The organism is Enterobacter sp. UPMP701, assembly GCF_053709515.1.
The window spans coordinates 354,579-373,596 of the sequence record NZ_JBSKJN010000001.1; the positions used below are offsets into that span (position 1 = coordinate 354,579).

18 protein-coding genes are annotated in these 19,018 nt (G+C 55.7%); 7 read left to right on the forward strand and 11 right to left on the reverse strand.

Translation table 11 applies throughout. The annotated features are described in order from the left end of the window. Positions 1 to 121: 121 nt before the first annotated feature. The 6 genes from lolC to ACWKXT_RS01720 all read left to right on the forward strand — a co-directional run bounded on the left by lolC (position 122) and on the right by ACWKXT_RS01720 (position 6,512). The gene (gene lolC, locus ACWKXT_RS01695) at positions 122 to 1,321 is read left to right on the forward strand and encodes a lipoprotein-releasing ABC transporter permease subunit LolC (RefSeq protein ID WP_454527203.1); all 1,200 of its coding nucleotides are present in this window, start codon (positions 122 to 124) and stop codon (positions 1,319 to 1,321) included. Then, positions 1,314 to 2,015, forward strand: a complete 702-nt coding sequence (gene lolD, locus ACWKXT_RS01700; RefSeq protein ID WP_010429765.1) for a lipoprotein-releasing ABC transporter ATP-binding protein LolD — start codon at positions 1,314 to 1,316, stop codon at positions 2,013 to 2,015. The genes lolC and lolD overlap by 8 nt, the downstream gene beginning before the upstream one ends. Then, positions 2,015 to 3,259, forward strand: coding sequence for a lipoprotein-releasing ABC transporter permease subunit LolE (lolE, locus tag ACWKXT_RS01705; protein WP_454531508.1), 1,245 nt, complete (start codon positions 2,015 to 2,017; stop codon positions 3,257 to 3,259). The genes lolD and lolE overlap by 1 nt, the downstream gene beginning before the upstream one ends. A 54-nt stretch (positions 3,260 to 3,313) precedes the next feature. Further along, the gene (nagK, locus tag ACWKXT_RS01710; RefSeq protein ID WP_454527202.1) at positions 3,314 to 4,225 is read left to right on the forward strand and encodes an N-acetylglucosamine kinase; all 912 of its coding nucleotides are present in this window, start codon (positions 3,314 to 3,316) and stop codon (positions 4,223 to 4,225) included. A 14-nt stretch (positions 4,226 to 4,239) separates the two neighbouring features. Beyond that, complete coding sequence (gene cobB, locus ACWKXT_RS01715; RefSeq protein WP_454527201.1) at positions 4,240 to 5,061, forward strand: Sir2 family NAD+-dependent deacetylase; 822 nt, start codon at positions 4,240 to 4,242, stop codon at positions 5,059 to 5,061. A gap of 221 nt (positions 5,062 to 5,282) precedes the next feature. Continuing rightward, positions 5,283 to 6,512: an EAL and HDOD domain-containing protein gene (locus tag ACWKXT_RS01720; RefSeq protein ID WP_454531509.1), complete on the forward strand. Its 1,230-nt coding sequence runs from the start codon at positions 5,283 to 5,285 to the stop codon at positions 6,510 to 6,512. Between the two features lie 45 nt (positions 6,513 to 6,557). Here the strand turns inward: ACWKXT_RS01720 and potD are convergent, their stop codons facing one another. Genes potD through potA form a run of 4 tightly spaced genes read right to left on the reverse strand, consistent with a single transcriptional unit; the run spans position 6,558 to position 10,366 of the window. Then, entirely contained in the window at positions 6,558 to 7,592 is a 1,035-nt protein-coding gene (gene potD / locus ACWKXT_RS01725; protein WP_454527199.1) for a spermidine/putrescine ABC transporter substrate-binding protein PotD, read from the reverse strand. Further along, complete coding sequence (gene potC, locus ACWKXT_RS01730) at positions 7,589 to 8,380, reverse strand: spermidine/putrescine ABC transporter permease PotC (protein WP_454527198.1); 792 nt, start codon at positions 8,378 to 8,380, stop codon at positions 7,589 to 7,591. Before potC ends, potD begins: the two co-directional genes overlap by 4 nt. Next, positions 8,377 to 9,234: a spermidine/putrescine ABC transporter permease PotB gene (potB, locus tag ACWKXT_RS01735; RefSeq protein ID WP_454531510.1), complete on the reverse strand. Its 858-nt coding sequence runs from the start codon at positions 9,232 to 9,234 to the stop codon at positions 8,377 to 8,379. Before potB ends, potC begins: the two co-directional genes overlap by 4 nt. Then, positions 9,218 to 10,366: a spermidine/putrescine ABC transporter ATP-binding protein PotA gene (gene potA, locus ACWKXT_RS01740; RefSeq protein ID WP_454531893.1), complete on the reverse strand. Its 1,149-nt coding sequence runs from the start codon at positions 10,364 to 10,366 to the stop codon at positions 9,218 to 9,220. The genes potB and potA overlap by 17 nt, the downstream gene beginning before the upstream one ends. A 237-nt stretch (positions 10,367 to 10,603) precedes the next feature. Here potA and pepT point away from each other — a divergent pair, with 237 nt between their 5' ends. Next, positions 10,604 to 11,827 carry a peptidase T gene (gene pepT / locus ACWKXT_RS01745; protein ID WP_454531511.1) on the forward strand — a complete coding sequence of 408 codons (1,224 nt, stop codon included), beginning with the start codon at positions 10,604 to 10,606 and terminating at the stop codon, positions 11,825 to 11,827. Between the two features lie 42 nt (positions 11,828 to 11,869). Here the strand turns inward: pepT and ACWKXT_RS01750 are convergent, their stop codons facing one another. The 7 genes from ACWKXT_RS01750 to ACWKXT_RS01780 all read right to left on the reverse strand — a co-directional run bounded on the left by ACWKXT_RS01750 (position 11,870) and on the right by ACWKXT_RS01780 (position 19,014). Beyond that, on the reverse strand, positions 11,870 to 12,991 hold the full coding sequence (locus tag ACWKXT_RS01750) for a ribosomal protein uL16 3-hydroxylase (protein ID WP_454527150.1): 1,122 nt from the start codon (positions 12,989 to 12,991) through the stop codon (positions 11,870 to 11,872). Positions 12,992 to 13,082: 91 nt separating this feature from the next. Further along, positions 13,083 to 14,546 (reverse strand): two-component system sensor histidine kinase PhoQ, encoded by a 1,464-nt coding sequence (gene phoQ / locus ACWKXT_RS01755; RefSeq protein ID WP_454527149.1) that lies wholly within the window; start codon positions 14,544 to 14,546, stop codon positions 13,083 to 13,085. Next, a complete protein-coding gene (gene phoP, locus ACWKXT_RS01760) occupies positions 14,547 to 15,218 on the reverse strand; it encodes a two-component system response regulator PhoP (protein WP_025911763.1) in 672 nt (223 codons plus the stop codon). A 123-nt stretch (positions 15,219 to 15,341) separates the two neighbouring features. After that, entirely contained in the window at positions 15,342 to 16,712 is a 1,371-nt protein-coding gene (gene purB / locus ACWKXT_RS01765; protein WP_014883421.1) for an adenylosuccinate lyase, read from the reverse strand. A gap of 19 nt (positions 16,713 to 16,731) precedes the next feature. After that, complete coding sequence (gene hflD, locus ACWKXT_RS01770; protein WP_013097081.1) at positions 16,732 to 17,361, reverse strand: high frequency lysogenization protein HflD; 630 nt, start codon at positions 17,359 to 17,361, stop codon at positions 16,732 to 16,734. 26 nt (positions 17,362 to 17,387) lie between these two features. Next, positions 17,388 to 18,500: a tRNA 2-thiouridine(34) synthase MnmA gene (gene mnmA / locus ACWKXT_RS01775; RefSeq protein ID WP_454527148.1), complete on the reverse strand. Its 1,113-nt coding sequence runs from the start codon at positions 18,498 to 18,500 to the stop codon at positions 17,388 to 17,390. 40 nt (positions 18,501 to 18,540) lie between these two features. Continuing rightward, the gene (locus ACWKXT_RS01780) at positions 18,541 to 19,014 is read right to left on the reverse strand and encodes an NUDIX hydrolase (RefSeq protein WP_454531512.1); all 474 of its coding nucleotides are present in this window, start codon (positions 19,012 to 19,014) and stop codon (positions 18,541 to 18,543) included. Positions 19,015 to 19,018 lie beyond the last annotated feature (4 nt).

Sequence of the window (19,018 nt, forward strand, 5' to 3'; positions counted from 1 at the left end):
CACGCTGATTTATCTGAATTTATCGGAAAAATGATTACCAAAGCTTACGGTTTCAGTCATTTACGCTTAACGGATTCGCTTATATACTCGTGGGTCTGCTATCAGCAAACAGACGGACTTCATGTATCAACCTGTCGCACTCTTCATAGGCTTACGTTACATGCGTGGGCGCGCCGCGGACCGCTTCGGTCGCTTTGTCTCCTGGCTTTCGACTATTGGCATTACGCTTGGCGTGATGGCACTGGTGACGGTGCTTTCCGTCATGAATGGCTTCGAGCGCGAGCTGCAAAACAACATCCTGGGGCTGATGCCGCAGGCCGTTCTCTCATCCACCAGCGGTTCCGTTAACCCGCAACAGCTGCCGGAAAGCGCGGCGAAGTTACAGGGTGTCACGCGCGTAGCGCCGTTGACGACCGGCGACGTGGTGCTGCAAAGCGCCCGCAGTGTGGCGGTGGGGGTCATGCTGGGTATCGACCCGGCGCAAAAAGACCCGCTGACGCCGTATCTGGTTAACGTAAAACAAACCGATCTCGAAGCCGGTAAATATAACGTGATCCTCGGCGAACAGCTTGCCGGGCAGCTTGGCGTCAACCGTGGCGATCAGCTGCGCATCATGGTGCCGTCCGCCAGCCAGTTTACGCCGATGGGGCGCCTGCCGAGCCAGCGTCTGTTTAACGTGGTCGGCACCTTTGCCGCCAACAGCGAAGTCGACGGCTATCAGATGCTGGTGAACATTCAGGATGCGTCGCGCCTGATGCGTTACCCGGCGGGGAATATCACCGGCTGGCGCCTGTGGCTCGATCAGCCGCTGAAGGTCGATACCCTCAGCCAGCAAAGCCTGCCTGAAGGCACCAAATGGCAGGACTGGCGCGAGCGTAAAGGTGAGCTTTTCCAGGCCGTGCGCATGGAGAAAAACATGATGGGGCTGCTGCTGAGCCTGATCGTCGCCGTTGCGGCATTTAACATCATCACCTCGCTGGGCCTGATGGTGATGGAGAAGCAGGGCGAGGTCGCTATTCTGCAAACCCAGGGGCTGACGCCGCGTCAGATCATGGCGGTGTTTATGGTGCAGGGAGCCAGCGCGGGGATCATCGGCGCGCTGCTCGGCGCCGTACTGGGAGCACTGCTGGCCAGCCAGCTTAATAACTTAATGCCGATCATCGGTGCGCTGCTTGACGGCGCGGCGCTGCCGGTGGCTATCGAGCCGCTGCAGGTGGTCGGAATTGCGCTGGCCGCGATGGCCATTGCGCTGCTTTCTACGCTTTATCCTTCCTGGCGCGCTGCCGCCACTCAACCCGCTGAGGCTTTACGTTATGAATAAGATCCTGTTGCAATGCGACAACCTGTCCAAACGCTATCAGGAAGGCACTGTGCAGACCGACGTGCTGCACAATGTGAGCTTTAGCGTGGGGGAAGGCGAGATGATGGCGATTGTCGGCAGCTCCGGCTCCGGCAAAAGTACGCTGCTGCATCTGCTGGGCGGGCTGGATACGCCAACCGAAGGCGACGTGATTTTCTCCGGCCAGCCGATGAGCAAAATGTCCTCGGCAGCGAAGGCCGAGCTGCGTAACCGCGAGCTGGGCTTTATCTATCAGTTCCACCACCTGCTGCCGGACTTCACGGCGCTGGAAAACGTGGCGATGCCGCTGCTGATTGGCAAAAAGAAACCGGCAGAAATTAACGCTCGCGCCAGCGACATGTTGAAAGCGGTAGGGCTGGGCCACCGTGGAAATCACCGCCCGTCGGAGCTGTCCGGCGGCGAGCGCCAGCGCGTGGCGATTGCCCGGGCGCTGGTCAACAACCCGCGTCTGGTGCTGGCGGATGAACCCACCGGTAACCTGGACGCGCGCAATGCGGACAGTATCTTCCAGCTTCTGGGCGAGCTGAACGCCTCTCAGGGCACCGCGTTTCTGGTAGTGACCCACGATCTGCAGCTGGCAAAACGCATGGGGCGTCAGCTTGAGATGCGCGATGGCCATCTGAATGCGGAACTGACCCTGATGGGAGCAGAGTAATGGCGTCACCGTTATCGTTACTCATCGGGTTACGTTTTAGCCGCGGCCGCCGTCGCGGCGGCATGGTGTCGCTGATCTCCGTGATCTCCACCATCGGTATTGCGCTGGGTGTGGCGGTGCTGATTGTGGGCTTAAGCGCCATGAACGGCTTTGAGCGCGAACTGAATAACCGCATTCTGGCGGTGGTGCCGCACGGGGAGATCGAGCCGGTTAACCAGCCGTGGATCAACTGGAGCGATGCGCTTGCCAAAGTGGAAAAAGTACCAGGTATTGCGGCAGCCGCGCCCTACATCAACTTTACCGGGCTGGTGGAGAGCGGGGTAAGCCTGCGCGCCATTCAGCTGAAAGGGGTGAATCCGGCGCAGGAAGAACGTCTCAGCGCGCTGCCGAAATATGTCCAGAACGGCGCGTGGGCCAACTTCAAGGCGGGCGAGCAGCAGATCATCATGGGTAAAGGCGTTGCTGATGCCCTGAAGGTGAAGCAGGGCGACTGGGTGTCAATCATGATCCCGAACGCCAGCGCCGATCACAAACTGCAGCAGCCCAAGCGCGTACGCCTGCACGTTACCGGTATTCTTCAGCTGAGCGGTCAGCTTGACCACAGCTTTGCGATGGTACCGCTGGAGGATGCGCGCCAGTATCTCGACATGGGCGACAGCGTGACGGGCATTGCCATTAAGGTTAACGACGTCTTTAACGCCAACAAACTGGTGCGTGATGCAGGCAGTGTGACCAATAACTATGTCTACATCAAAAGCTGGATCGGCACTTACGGCTATATGTACCGTGATATCCAGATGATCCGCGCCATTATGTACCTGGCGATGGTGCTGGTGATCGGCGTCGCGTGCTTCAATATCGTCTCGACGCTGGTGATGGCGGTTAAAGACAAGAGCGGCGACATCGCCGTGCTGCGTACCCTCGGGGCAAAAGACGGTCTTATTCGCGCCATCTTCGTCTGGTACGGTTTGCTGGCGGGGCTGTTTGGCAGCCTGTGCGGCGTGGTGATTGGCGTGGTGGTTTCCCTGCAACTGACGCCAATCATCAACGGGATTGAAAAGCTTATCGGCCACCAGTTCCTGTCGGGGGACATCTATTTTATTGACTTCCTGCCGTCTGAACTGCACTGGCTGGATGTTTTTTATGTGCTGGTTACAGCACTTTTACTGAGTCTGCTGGCAAGCTGGTATCCGGCGCGTCGCGCAAGCCGAATTGATCCGGCGAGGGTATTAAGTGGCCAGTAATTACGTCATGGTGTAGCGGTCCTGAGGCCGCTATGTCAGAAAGAGGAATGCGTTATGTATTATGGATTTGATATTGGCGGCACCAAGATTGCGCTCGGCGTGTTTGATAAAAACCTCAAACTGCAGTGGGAAACCCGCGTTCCCACGCCGCGCGAAAGCTACGATGAATTTTTAACCGCCATTGCTGCGCTGGTGGCGCAGGCGGATGAACGCTTTGGCGTAAAGGGCAGCGTCGGCATTGGTATTCCAGGCATGCCCGAAACCGACGACGGCACGCTGTATGCCGCCAACGTGCCTGCCGCCAGCGGTAAACCGCTCCGCGCCGATCTCTCCGCTCTCCTTGAACGCGACGTGCGTTTAGACAACGATGCCAACTGCTTTGCCCTCTCTGAAGCCTGGGACGATGAATTCCGCCAATATCCGCTGGTGATGGGGCTGATTCTCGGTACCGGCGTCGGCGGGGGGATTGTGATCAACGGCAAGCCGATTACCGGTCGCAGCTACATCACCGGGGAGTTTGGTCATATCCGTCTGTCGGTGGATGCACTGGATGTGGTGGGGCGTGATTTCCCGCTCACCCGCTGCGGCTGCGGCCAGCACGGCTGCATCGAGAACTATCTCTCCGGGCGCGGGTTTGCATGGCTTTATGAACACTTCTATCATCAGAAACTTGAAGCCCCTCAAATCATTAACCTGTGGGAGCAAGGAGATGCGCAGGCGCGTGAGCACGTCGAGCGCTATCTGGATCTGCTGGCGGTGTGTCTGGGGAATATCCTGACCATCGTCGACCCGGATCTGCTGGTGATCGGGGGAGGGCTGTCAAACTTTACTGCGATTACGGAACAGCTGTCCGGGCGTTTGCCCCGACATTTATTGCCGGTCGCCCGCGTGCCGCGCATAGAACGCGCGCGGCACGGGGACGCAGGAGGCATGCGCGGAGCCGCATTCCTTCATCTTACCGATTAGTTTACGAGGTTTTTATGCTGTCGCGTCGCCAGGGTCGACTCAGCCGTTTTCGCAAAAATAAACGCCGCTTGCGTGAGCGCTTGCGCCAGCGGATTTTTTTCAGAGACAGAATGATGCCAGAAGCGATGGATAAACCCAGAGTGGTGGTGCTGACCGGGGCGGGGATCTCCGCTGAGTCAGGAATTCGTACCTTCCGCGCGGCGGACGGATTGTGGGAAGAGCACCGTGTAGAGGACGTGGCGACGCCGGAAGGTTTCGCCCGGGATCCTGACCTGGTGCAGGCGTTTTATAACGCTCGCCGTCGCCAGCTTCAGCAGCCTGAGATTGCGCCGAACGCGGCGCATCTGGCGCTGGCGAAGCTGGAAGAGGCGCTCGGCGATCGTTTTCTACTGGTGACGCAGAATATCGACAACCTGCACGAGCGTGCCGGCAACAAGAACATCATCCACATGCACGGCGAGCTGCTCAAGGTTCGCTGCGCCTGGAGCGGCCAGGTACTGGACTGGAAAGAGGACGTGCTGCCAGAGGACAAGTGCCACTGCTGCCAGTTCCCTGCGCGCCTGCGTCCGCACGTGGTCTGGTTCGGCGAAATGCCGCTGGGGATGGATGAAATCTACAGCGCGCTGGCGATGGCCGACGTATTTATAGCTATTGGCACCTCTGGTCACGTCTACCCGGCGGCCGGGTTCGTCCACGAAGCGCGACTGCACGGCGCGCATACGGTAGAACTGAACCTGGAGCCGAGCCAGGTGGGCAGCGAGTTTGAAGAGAAGCACTATGGCCTGGCAAGCGTGGTCGTGCCGGAGTTTGTCGACAAGCTGCTGAAAGGGCTGTAACAGCGATAGCCTGAAAAAGCACCCAATAAACGGGTGCTTTTTTGTTATACCAACCCTGCAAAAAAACTATTACCACTCGCAACGAGATAAATATAATTCCCGTTAATTAGTGTGGATGCTTTTATTTTGTGCATTCAATCAAAATAGCGCTTAATAATACTCGTTATTGTCGTGTAGAAAGGGGATGCTAATTAATATTAAGTGGTAGAGGAGGATGGGATATGTACGGATTTATCGCCAGACAACCCATTTTTAACCCGGAGATGAAGACGGTTGCCTATGAGCTGCTCTTCAGAGAGGGAATGACAAACCGTTTTCCGAATGTATCGGCGGAATATGCTACATCCCGAATGATATCCGATCAGTTTTTATGCGTGCCCTCCCAGCGGATTGCCGGTGAACATACGTCGTTTATTAACTTCCCCTCCCGGATGGTCATCGACCGTAGCGGAGAAGCGCTGGATAAAGAGAACGTGGTCATTGAAATTCTGGAAGATGCGGAGCCGAGGGCTGAGCTGCTGCAGGCCGTCAGGGAAATGCATGCGCACGGTTATCAGTTCGCGCTGGATGATTTTACCCTCGCGCCGGAATGGGATGCTTTTTTGCCCTATATTTCCATTCTGAAATTCGATGTCAGAAATTACACCTTAGCGCAAATTAAACAGTATCTGGCATCGCGTAAACATCAGACAGAACATATAAATTATCTCGCTGAAAAAATTGAGACTAAAGAGGAATTCATTCAATTCCGGGATGAAGGATTTTCTCTTTTTCAGGGCTATTTTTTCTGCCGCCCGGAGGTCATTAAATATAAACGCCTGTCGCAAAATCAGCTGGCCATTTTCCGTCTGCAAATGGAAATCGGACGCAATAAACCTGATTTTCGCATTATCGAGTCGCTGATAAAAAGCGATCTCACGCTCTCCTGGAAAATCATGCGCTATATGAAGCACACCGCATTTAAACATGTCGGCGCGTGTAATTTCAGCAAGTTAACCCTGAGCGAAGTGCTCAGATACCTCGGGGAAAACCAGCTGAGAAGGTTTGTTGCCGTTGTGGTTCTGGCAAGCGCGGGCAATGACACCGTTAGCGAGCTTTACCCGTTGAGCATGATGCGCGGGAAATTCTGTGAACTGATAGCCGGGAAGATGAACGAACCGCTGCTGGCTGAAAATGCCTTCATGTGCGGTCTGTTTTCGCTGCTCGATACTCTTCTTGAGCTGCCGATGGCGGAGTTGATGAAGCAGATCGCGGTGCCCCAGAGCGTGAGCAACGCGTTGTGCCATCAGGAGGGGCCGTTAGCCGATATGGTTGCCCTCTGTCGTTGCTATGAACAGCAGCAGTGGGAGGAGGCTACCAGGCTGAGTCACACGCTGGGCCTTGTGGAGAACGATGTGGTCGAGGCGATGAGAAGCGCGACAATGTGGGCAGGGGAGAATGCGGTAGGTTAATGTCCCCTCACGCCGTGCAGACGGCGTGAGGAGGAATGCGTCCTTTTATCGGCCCGCTTTTAATTTCTGATAATACTCTTCGTAGAGGCGGCTCGCGTCGCCAACGTCGTTCTGCCATTCACCCTTGCTGATGGTGTTGGCATCCGGGTAGAGCGACTTATCATTAGCCACATCAGGTTTCAGCAGCTTACGGGCGGCCAGGTTTGGCGTCGGGTAGCCAATCGTCTCGGCAACCTGTTTCGCCACGTCCGGGCGCAGCAGGAAGTTAATCAGCTTCAGGGCACCGTCCACGTTTTTCGCATTGGCGGGGATCGCGAGGCTGTCCATCCAGAAGATCCCGCCTTCCTTCGGCCAGACCACCTCCAGAGGCGTACCGGCCTGGCGCGCAACATACGCCGAGCCGTTCCACACCATCCCCAGGTTCACTTCGCCTTCCATATACGGGTTTGCCGGGTTATCAGAGTTGAATGCTGCCACGTTAGGCATCAGCTTTTTCAGCTCGTTGTAAGCCGCGTCGATCTCTTTCGGATCGGTGGTGTTTCCGGAATAGCCCAGCTTGCGCAGCGCGACCTGGAATACTTCACGCGCGTCGTCGGTTAACAGCAGGCTGCCTTTGTATTCCGGTTTCCACAGATCGGCCCAGCTTGTCACCGTTTTAGGATCGATGGCCTCGCTGTTCACGCCAATCGCCGTCGCGCCCCAGATGTACGGAATGGAGTAGTCGTTATTCGGGTCGAAAGGCTTGTTTAGCATCTCGGGATCGAGGTTTGAAAAATTGGTGAGCTTCGTTTTATCGATCTTCTGGATCATGCCCTCTTTGCGCATTTTGTCGACAAAGTAGGTGGAGGGAACGACCAGATCGTACGCGCCGTCTTTGTAGGTTTTGAGCTTGGCATACATGGTTTCATTCGACTCATAGGTCGAATAGATAACCTTGATCCCCGTCTCTTTGGTGAACTGCTCCAGCAGGCCCGGCGGCACGTATTCGGTCCAGTTGTAGAAGTAGAGCGTTTTGCTGTCATCAGCGTGCGCGGCACCCATGCCAAGCACCAGCGCCGCAGCGGCGAGCATTTTTTTCATTTCATTGTCCCCTGAGATTTTGTTTTATCACGAGCAATAACCTGGCTGGCAATCACCAGTACCAGCGAGAACACTAACAGAATGGTCGCCAGCGCGTTCACCTCCGGGGAGACGCCGACTTTCACCATCGAATAGATCTTCAACGGCAGAATTTCGTAACTCGGCCCGGTCACGAAGGAGGAGACTACAACGTCATCCATCGACAGGGTAAAGCTGAGCAGCCATCCGGCGGCGACGGCAGGCATCGCCAGCGGCAGGATGATTTTGCGCAGGATGGTCATCTCGCTGGCACCCAGATCCTTCGCCGCTTCCAGCATGCGCACGTCGAACCCTTTCAGACGGGCATAGACGGTCACCACTACAAACGGCAGGCAGAAGGTGATGTGCGAGAATAGCAGCGACCAGAAGCCCAGCTGAACGCCCAGCAGCATAAACAGCACCAGCAGCGAAATTGCCATTACGATGTCCGGCGACATCATCACCACAAACAGCATGCCGCTGACGAACGGCTTGCCGCGAAAGCGATAGCGGTACAGCGCCACGGCTGTGAGTGAGCCAATCAGCGTCGCGAAGGTGGCGGAGAAGATCGCCATCGTCAGAGAGTGCTGAGCGGCCTGCAGCAGGCTGTCATTGTTCATCAGCAGGCTGTACCAGTTGGTGGTAAACCCCTGCCAGCTGATCCCGAACCGCGAGCTGTTAAACGAGTTCACGATCAAAATAATAATCGGGATATATAAATACGCGTAAATGGCGGTCATAAAACCGCCGCGAAGCAGTCGACCGATCATTCGAGTTCCACCTTCTTGTTGAGCAGGCGAGAAGCGCGCCAGTAGACCAACAGCATCAGACCCATCACCACCGTCAGCGTAATGCTGGTCGCGGAGCCGAACGGCCAGTCGCGGATGTTCAGGAACTGACTCTTGATCACGTTCCCAATCAGCAGGTTTTTCGCCCCGCCCATGAGATCCGATACGTAGAACAGGCCCATCGCCGGGAGCATCACCAGCAGACAGCCCGCAATAATACCGGGCATGGTCAGCGGGATGATTATACGGATAAAGGTCTGCAGCTTGCTGGCCCCCAGATCTTTTGCCGCTTCCAGCAGCGGTTTATCGAGCTTCTCAATGCTGGAATAGAGCGGCATCACCATAAACGGCAGCAGGATATAAACCAGACCTATAATCACCGCGCCTGGGGTAAACATGATGCGTATCGGGGTATCAATCACCCCCAGCCACAGCAGAAACGCGTTGAGGTAGCCTTTGGTGCTGAGGAAGATTTTCAGCCCGTAGATGCGGATTAACGAGTTGGTCCAGAACGGCACAATCAGCAGAAACAGCAGCAGGGGGCGAACCTTTTGCGGCAGGCCCGCGAGGAACCATGCAAAAGGATATCCCAGCACCAGACAGGCCGCGGTGGCGATCAGCGCCATATTCAGCGAGTGCAGCAGCACGTCGAAATAGAGCGGATCGAGCAGGCGCGCGTAGTTGTCCAGCGTAAAGACCAGCGAAACGAAGTTTGTATCGTCGCGGGTCAAAAAGCTGGTGGCGATGATCATCAGGTTGGGTAAAAAGACAAACAACACAAGCCAACCGACGATAGTGGCAATGACCACATTCTGGAACTTACTTGTGTTCTTCATCAGCCAGCACAACCTCCCAGCTTTCTACCCAGTTGATAACCATTTTCTGGTCGAGAGAGTGGTCGAAGTCAGGGTCGTCTTCGTTAAAGAACTCGCTGACCATGACCATTTTGCCGTTCTCCAGTTCGACAACGGATTCGAGGGTCATCCCTTTATAGTTACGTTCGCGAACGTAACCGATCAGGCCTTCGGCGTCGGCCGTGTCGTGGATTTCATCAACGCGGAGATCCTCCGGGCGGAGCAGGACGTTGAGTTTTTGGCCTTTTTCGACCGCAAAGTTCACGGCGATTGTGCAGTCGCGTCCTTCCACGTTCGCGCGTACGCGCTGATCATCCAGACGTTCAATCACCGTGGCGTTGAAGATATTGATCTCACCTATGAAGCTGGCGACGAACAGGTTCTTCGGCTCTTCGTAAATTTCACGCGGCGTGCCGTCCTGCTCAATTTTGCCGTCGCGCATCACCACGATGCGGTCGGACATGGTAAGCGCCTCTTCCTGGTCGTGGGTGACAAACACGAACGTAATACCGAGCTTGCGCTGTAGCGCCTTCAGCTCGTTCTGCATCTGCTTGCGCAGCTTGTAGTCCAGCGCGGAGAGGGATTCATCCAGCAGAAGCAGGCGCGGCTTATTGACCACGGCGCGGGCAATGGCCACGCGCTGCTGCTGGCCGCCGGAGAGCTGATGAGGCTTTCGCTGGGCAAACGTCTCAAGCTGCACCATGCGCAGGGCGTCGGTGACGCGCGGTTCGATCTCATTAGCCGGCGTTTTTTGCATGCGCAGGCCAAACGCCACGTTCTCAAACACGGTCATGTGCGGGAACAGAGCGTAGCTCTGAAAGACGGTATTGACGTGGCGGTCTTCGGCAGGAACCTGGGTTATGTCCTGGTTCTCAAGATGGATGCGGCCATTATCAACGCTTTCCAGCCCGGCGATAAGGCGCAGTACGGTGGTTTTGCCGCAGCCGGAGGGGCCAAGCAACGTAAGAAACTCACCGTCATTGATGGTCAGGTTGAGGTCGGAAATGACATCTTTGCCATCAAAGCTTTTACGAATTCGTTCCAGTTGCACCAGCGGTGAACGAGAACGGGATTGTGTATTCAATTTTTGCGCTGTCCCATATAGACGCCTCAGGCAGCAGACTGAAGCGGGGTTTGTGTGTAACCACCTTGGTGACTCGTAATGAGGGCGGACATTCTACGGCAATCCCCCGCAATCGCCAATCCTTGTCACTGATTCATAAGCTACATTTATTAACGCATAAAGATATAAACGTAAAAAGTTCTCGTTTGCGGGGTAAAAGTGACCTGACGCAATATTTGCGTTTTGATGCTTACTGATAATGTTGTCACAAAAAGTGAGGGTGACTGCATGGATAAATTACTTGAGCGTTTTTTACAGTACGTTTCGCTGGATACCCAATCTAAGCCGGGTGTCCGCCAGGTGCCGAGCACCGAAGGCCAGTGGAAGCTATTAAACCTGCTTAAAGAGCAGCTTGACGCCATGGGGCTGGTTAACGTCACGTTGAGCGAAAAAGGCACTGTGATGGGAACGCTGCCGGCGAATGTCGCGGGTGATATTCCGGCAATTGGCTTTATCTCCCATGTCGACACCTCTCCGGATTTTAGCGGTAAACATGTGAACCCGCAGATAGTCGAAAACTACCGCGGCGGTGATATTGCGCTGGGTATCGGCGACGAAGTGCTGTCACCGGTGATGTTCCCTGTGTTGCATCAGCTGCTTGGCCAGACGCTGATCACCACCGACGGTAAAACGCTGCTGGGGGCGGATGACAAGGCGGGCATCGCGGAAATCATGACGGCGCTGGCGGTGCTGAAAGGCAAAAATATCCCGCACGGGGATATACGTGTCGCCTTCACGCCGGACGAAGAAGTAGGCAAAGGGGCGAAACATTTCGATGTGGAAGCCTTTGACGCGCAGTGGGCCTATACCGTCGACGGCGGCGGTGTGGGCGAGCTGGAGTATGAAAACTTTAATGCGGCGTCGGTGACGATCAAGATTGTGGGGAATAACGTTCACCCCGGCTCTGCAAAAGGTGTGATGGTAAATGCCCTGTCGCTGGCGTCGCGTATTCATGCGGAAGTTCCGGCGGAAGAGAGCCCTGAGCAGACCGAAGGGTATGAGGGTTTTTATCATCTCACCAGCCTTAAAGGCACCGTGGACAGTGCGCAGATGCACTACATCATCCGCGATTTCGACCGCAAAGCCTTTGAAGCCCGCAAGCGTAAGATGATGGAGATCGCCAAAAAGGTCGGTAAAGGATTACACCCGGATTGCTACATTGAGCTGATCATTGAAGACAGCTATTACAATATGCGCGAGAAGGTGATGGCGCATCCGCATATTCTGGATATTGCCCAGCAGGCGATGCGCGACTGCGATATTGAACCGGTCTTAAAACCGATTCGCGGGGGTACCGACGGTTCGCAGCTGTCGTTTATGGGGCTGCCGTGCCCGAACCTGTTTACCGGTGGCTACAACTATCACGGCAAGCACGAGTTCGTGACGCTGGAAGGAATGGAAAAAGCGGTGAAAGTGATTGTGCGGATCGCGGAGTTGACCGCGAAGCGGTAAGAAAAAGCCCGGTGGCGCAGCGCCACCGGGCATTGTCACAACTCAGTCCTCAAAGAACCAATACCCGCTGTTGACCAGCGCGGCCAGCATCGCGAGGAAAGAAGGATCTTCCAGCGCGTCGCCAAAGGTTTCGGCCGTCAGTACCAAATGGCTGGCAATGGCTTCCAGCGCCGGACGGTGCGGTGAGTCCAGCTTCTCGCCGTTGACGAAGACCTCTTCACCAATGCGCAGCACGCGTAATCCGCCCAGACGTACGAGCTTATCGCCCTGCTGGAGCGCGTCGTAGATCTCGTCAGCCTGATAAGGCGGCTCCGGCGGCGCAACGTCCAGCTCATGGCGCGACTGGCTAACAAACTCGCCAAACCACTGTCTGAAATGCTCCGGTTCGTTAATCAGATCCAGCATCATGCCGCGCAGTTTATCGAGTTCCTCTGGCAGAATATCCGCAGGATGTTCGCGCGCAGGGACATCCGGATCGCTGTAGCGATAGCTGCCCAGCTCGCGCTGCAGGACGTAGTCAGCAAAGCCGCTGATCATCTCGCGTCCGCTCGGCGCGCGGAACCCAACCGAATAGTTGAGTGAGTTCTCCAGGGAATAACCTTCGTGCGGGAATCCTGGCGGAATGTAGAGAATATCGCCCGGCTCAAGTTCTTCATCGATGATCCCTTCAAACGGATCTACCTGAAGCAGGTCAGGATGCGGACAGTGCTGTTTCATCGGCACTTTTTCGCCCACGCGCCAGCGGCGGCGACCCGTACCCTGAATGATAAAGACATCATACTGATCCAGATGTGGACCGACGCCGCCACCCGGCACGGAGAAGGAGATCATCAGATCGTCCATGCGCCAGTCGGGCAGGGCACGGAACGGGCGCATTAAGGCGGCAGTCGGTTCGTGCCAGTGGTTAACCGCCTGCACCAGCAGCGACCAGTTACTTTCGCCGAGATGATCGTAGCTTTCGAAAGGACCGTGGCTGACCTGCCATTTCCCGTCCTGGTGGCTGACCAGGCGGCTGTCGACTTCGTTTTCCATGGCCAGACCGGCCAGTTCGTCAGGCGAGATAGGGTCGACAAAGTTGCTGAACCCGCGTTTCAGAACCACCGGGCGCTTTTGCCAGTAACGTTCAATAAACTCGGGCCAGTTAAGTGTTAAGTGATAATCCATATTTTTTTATTCCGCAGGCTCTTACTGACACGGATTATAACGGAAGCTCAGGCCCCCGGCTGCGAGATCCTCGCATTTTTCACATAACGGGTTAACTATCGTCCGATGTGGGCTGCTGACGACCAAAAATCACTTCCATTCTGGCCCCGCCCAGCAAGCTTTCGCTGGTTTCGATTTTTCCGTCGTACTGGTCAACAATCTCGCGAGCGACGGCCAATCCCACACCCTGACCGGGGCGTAGCGTATCCGCACGCTGACCGCGATCGAACACAACATCACGTTTGTTACGTGGGATCCCCGGGCCATCATCTTCAACGATAATGTGTAACTCGTTGTCCGTCTGACGCGCCGAGACTTCCACAAACTCCAGACAGTATTTGCAGGCGTTATCCAGCAGGTTGCCCATCACTTCCATAAAGTCATTTTTTTCCCCGACAAAGCTAATCTCAGGCGAAATATCGAGGCTGATGTTTACCCCTTTACGCTGATACACCTTGTTGAGGGCCGATGTGAGGTTATCCAGCAGCGGTGCCACCGGATGCAGTTCGCGGCTCAGCAAGGCGCTGCCGGAACGCATGCTGGCGCGGTGCAGGTAGTAGCCAATTTGCTGGGAGATTCGGCTGATCTGTTCCAGCATCACCGGCTCGGCATCGTCGACGCTCAGCTTTGAGCTACGCATGGAACGCAGGGTGCTCTGCATCACGGCGAGCGGCGTTTTTAGGCTGTGGGTGAGGTCGGTAAGCGTAGTGCGGTACTTATCATAGCGCTCGCGCTCGCTTTTCAGCAGACGGTTCAGGTTGCGCACCAGGCTGGTGAGCTCGCGGGTGGTTGCCGGATTGAGCTTTTCGCGATGATGTTCCTCCAGCTCGCGTACCTCTCGCGCCAGGGACTCAATGGGCCGCAGGCTCCACCATGCCGCTACCCAAAGCAGCGGGATCACCAGCAGCAGGTTGGCAGCCAGAACATAAACGAACCAACTCCAGACCCTGTAAGAACGTTTTAGCTCAACCGGAATGGTGTCGATTACCACAATGGTCAGCTGCGGCATGTTCATTGTGGCAGGGTAAATATTGATCGCCACGGAGTGCGTCATCTCCGTTTCGGCATCATCAGCGCGAATTTCATTGAGTTTCTGCTGAAGAGAGCGATCTTCACGGATCAGCGTGCTGGTGGTATTGAGATCGGCTTCAATCTCATGAAGGCCGTTGGTTTTGAGCCACTCCGGACGAATACTATTGAATAGCCACGGAATATCGCGCTGCGCCCACAATAACTTTCCCTTCTCGTTATAAATCAGGGCTAAAGTGGGGCTCTGCTGATTCAGGTTTTCCGGCATTTCAACGGTGATTTGGTTGTTTTCCCATTGGGCCAGGGTATAAAAAAGATTACTTTCGCCGCGCAAGAGTCGAAAGGTCGTTTTATCAAAGCTGATGCTGTAGCCCACCAGGGCGACCATGCCGTAGGAGAGAGACAGCACCAGCACCACCGCGGCCGTCGCCAGTAAAAAGCGAACCCGCAGCGAAAGGGGGAGAATGTGACGCAAAATCCGTTTCATTTAGCGTAATTCAAACAAATAGCCCTGACCGCGGACGGTCGTGATCACGTCCTGCGGATACTGCGCCTGAATTTTCTTACGCAAACGGCCCATCAGCACGTCAATGGTGTGACTCTCGCGCAGTTCAGCATCCGGGTAGAGCTGGAGCATTAAGGAGTCTTTGCTCACCACTTTGCCGCTGTTGCGGATCAGCGTTTCCATGATGGTGTATTCGAACGCGGTCAGCTTGATCACTTCATCGTTAATGGAGAGCTCGCGTCGGGAGAGATCGACCTGGAACGGCGGAATAGAGATAACCTGTGAGGCCAGCCCGCTGTTGCGACGTAACAGCGCCTGCATGCGCGCCGCCACTTCTTCAATATGGAACGGTTTGGTGACGTAATCATCCGCACCGGCGCTGAGCACTTCAACTTTGTCCTGCCAGCCTTCGCGGGCGGTGAGAACCAGAACCGGCAGAGAAACATCATGGCTGCGCCAGCGACGAATTAACGACAGGCCATCTTCATCGGGCAAGCCTAAATCGACAATGGCGATATCCGGCAGATGTTCATTGAGATAATAATCGGCTTCTTTTGCATCTTCCGCATCGTCCACCTGATGTCCCATCTCCTGAAGCTGAACTTTCAGGTGGTGGCGTAGCAATGCGTTATCCTCAACAACCAGTACGCGCATCATCTTTTCTCCCAGAATAAATAGTATGAATAGTTTAACGCTGATTATGTTGCTGTGGGGATAAACATTCAGTAAACCGGGGAAAAGCAACCCCCTTTCCGGGCGGAAAGGGGGGAAGGGGTGTTACTTCAGCTCGTCGACCATGGTAATGGCGCGGCCAATGTAGTTCGCCGGGGTCATCGCTTTCAGGCGCGTTTTCTCTTCTTCCGGCAGTGCCAGACCGTCGATAAATTGCTTCATCCCTTCGGCATCAACGCGTTTACCGCGGGTCAGTTCTTTCAGCTTCTCGTACGGCTTTTCGATACCGTAGCGGCGCATCACGGTCTGAATCGGCTCTGCCAGCACTTCCCAGTTGTGATCCAGCTCGTCCAGCAGACGGTCACGGTTCACTTCCAGCTTGCTCACGCCCTTCAGGGTGGACTGATACGCAATTAGCGCGTAGCCAATGCCCACGCCCAGGTTACGCAGCACGGTGGAGTCGGTCAGGTCGCGCTGCCAGCGTGAAACCGGCAATTTGCTCGCCATATGCTGCAGCACGGCATTTGCCAGGCCCAGGTTGCCTTCGGAGTTTTCGAAGTCGATTGGGTTCACTTTGTGCGGCATGGTGGAAGAGCCGATTTCACCGGCGATAGTTTTCTGCTTGAAGTGGTTCAGCGCGATATAGCCCCACACGTCACGATCGAAGTCGATCAGAATGGTGTTGAAGCGGGCGATGCAGTCAAACAGTTCTGCGATGTAGTCGTGCGGCTCAATCTGGGTGGTGTACGGGTTCCACTGAATGCCCAGCGAGGTCACGAACTCTTCGCTGAACTGGTGCCAGTCCACTTCCGGGTAAGCGGCGATGTGGGCGTTATAGTTACCGACCGCGCCGTTGATTTTGCCGAGGATTTCAACCTGCTCCAGCTGACGATACTGACGCTCCATACGGTACGCCACGTTCGCCATCTCTTTCCCCATGGTGGATGGAGTGGCTGGCTGGCCGTGAGTACGGGAAAGCAGCGGAATGTCACGGTATTCCACGGACAGCGCTTTCACCGCGTCGATGATTTTACGCCAGTACGGCAGCACCACCTCTTTACGCGCGGTAGAGAGCATCAGCGCATGTGAGAGGTTATTGATATCTTCGGAAGTACAGGCGAAGTGAATGAACTCGGATACCGCATGCAGGGCCGGGACGCTTTCCACTTTCTCTTTCAGGAAGTACTCAACCGCTTTCACGTCGTGGTTGGTGGTGCGTTCAATGGTCTTAATGCGCGCGGCATCTTCTTCGCTAAACTCAGCAACGATTTTATCAAGGTAATCGTTTGCCTTTTCGTCAAAAGCAGGAACTTCCTTGATTGCTGCCTGGGCGGCCAGCTTTTGCAGCCAGCGTACTTCAACCTGAACACGGAACTTCAGCAAACCATATTCGCTGAAGATCCCGCGCAGCGCGCTGACTTTATCGCCGTAGCGTCCATCGACAGGGGATACGGCGGTCAGTGAGGATAATTCCATAATTCGCAACTCCGGGAGGTTAACAATGAGCAAGAATTTGTTTTGCCTGAGTGGTCAGGCGATTACGAGAAAACATTAACTGCAGGCGACCGCCGCCGACCTGATGCCACAGCACGGCGGCGCGGATCCCTGCCAGCAGGGAAGCACGAACCTTTGCCTGCACCTGCGGGCTTTGCAGTACGGCAGGGGAACCGGTGACCTGAATACGCGGGCCCAGCGGGCTGATGACGTCAACGTAAATACCCGCCATGGCGCTCAGCAGCGTTTCGGACTGCAGGTCAAAATGGTCGAGCTGGCGCTGAAGCCCGGCAATGCGATCCCCCAGCGTATTGAGCGCGCCTTTTGCGGCACTCAGCTTACGTTCAAGCACCATCAGGCTCAGCGTGTAGCGGGTCAGCTCCGCGTTTAACCCCTGGCGGCTGCTGGCGTTAAGCACCCCAAGCAGGGTTTCAAGACCGAGACGAAGATTGGTTTCACTGCCGCCGAACACCCCCAGCGTGGAGCCGGGGTTGAGATCGATAACGCTGTTCAGCGAAACGTGCAGGGCGTCAGCGTCGCAATGACCCTGATGCGCCAGCTGTTGCACCAGACGGGCAGACTGGCAAATTCCTGCCAGCGCCAGGGTGATGTCATAGTAATTCTTCGCCACACGGTCTCCTTTATGTGTGCAATCGGTTAAACAGCGGGCAGCGGCAGGCGCTGTTCAATGATCCCGCCGCCCAGGCAGATTTCGCCGCTGTAGAAGACGGCAGACTGGCCCGGAGTGACGGCGGCAACCGGCTCGTCGAAACGGACGTCAATGCGATCGTCATTGAGCGCAGTAATGGTGCAAGGAATATCGGTCTGACGGTAGCGCGTTTTCACCGTGCAACGCAGCGTACCTTTCAGCGGCTCACGGTCGACCCAGTGCAGCTGTTGCGCGATAAGTCCAACGGACATCAGACGCGGATGATCGTGCCCCTGAGCGACAACCAGAATATTGTTTTCGACATCTTTGTCGACCACGTACCACGGATCTTCGCTGCCTTCTTTGGTTCCGCCGATACCCAGGCCTTTACGCTGGCCTAAGGTGTGGTACATCAGCCCCTGATGCTGACCAATTTCATCGCCATCGACGGTGACAATTTTACCCGGCTGCGCGGGCAGGTAGCGGCCCAGGAAGTCGCGGAATTTGCGCTCGCCAATGAAGCAGATGCCGGTGGAATCTTTTTTCTTTGCGGTGATCAGGTCCAGCTCTTCGGCAATTTTACGCACCTGCGGCTTTTCCAGCTCGCCGACCGGGAACAGGCTTTGCGCAATCTGTTCGTGGCTCAGCGTATAAAGGAAGTAGCTCTGATCTTTGTTGCCGTCCAGACCGCGCAGCAGCTGGCTTTTGCCATTCACGTCCGCACGGCGCACGTAGTGACCGGTCGCAATGTAGTCAGCGCCCAGATCTTCCGCGGCGAATTCCAGGAAGGCTTTAAATTTGATCTCTTTGTTGCACAGAATATCCGGGTTCGGCGTGCGGCCCGCTTTGTACTCTTCCAGGAACAGTTCAAAGACGTTGTCCCAGTATTCTGCGGCAAAGTTAACGGTGTGCAGTTCAATGCCGAGCTTGTCGCATACGGCCTGCGCGTCGGCGAGATCCGCTGCGGCAGTGCAATATTCCTCGCCATCGTCTTCCTCCCAGTTCTTCATGAACAGGCCCTCCACCTTATAGCCCTGTTGCTGCAACAGGTAGGCGGAAACGGAGGAATCGACACCGCCGGACATGCCGACGATCACTTTTTTCTGGCTGTTATCTGACATGGAATACTCACGACATTGAACTTCAAGGCGGCGTATTCTATCACGCCCCCCCACCGTTGACACCCTCTGTAAACGGCCAGTTAAATTCTCCGATGACATCCAGCGGCAGGCGTGCGCCTGACTGCCAGCAGCGAATGCTTTCGGCAACCAGCGGCGAGCGCAGGTTTGGCGCGCTCAGGATCTCTTCGGCGGTCACCCAGAGGCAGCGATCGATATCGTCATCGTGCGGTTCAGTGGCGCACGTTTCGCTAAGCTCAACGGCGAATAAAAAGCGCAGGAATGGGGTGCTGTCAGGGGCAATCCACTGGTGCATACGGATGAAGGACCGGGGCTCAGCACGAATGCCGGTCTCTTCCCACAGCTCGCGTTTTGCTGCCTGCAGCAAGGTCTCATTGGCTTCAAGATGCCCGGCAGGCTGATTCCACAGCGCCTTGCCGTTGATGCTCTCTTCGACAACAAGGAATTTACCCTGCGCGTGAACCACGCAGGCGACGGTGACATGGGGTTTAAACATCGTT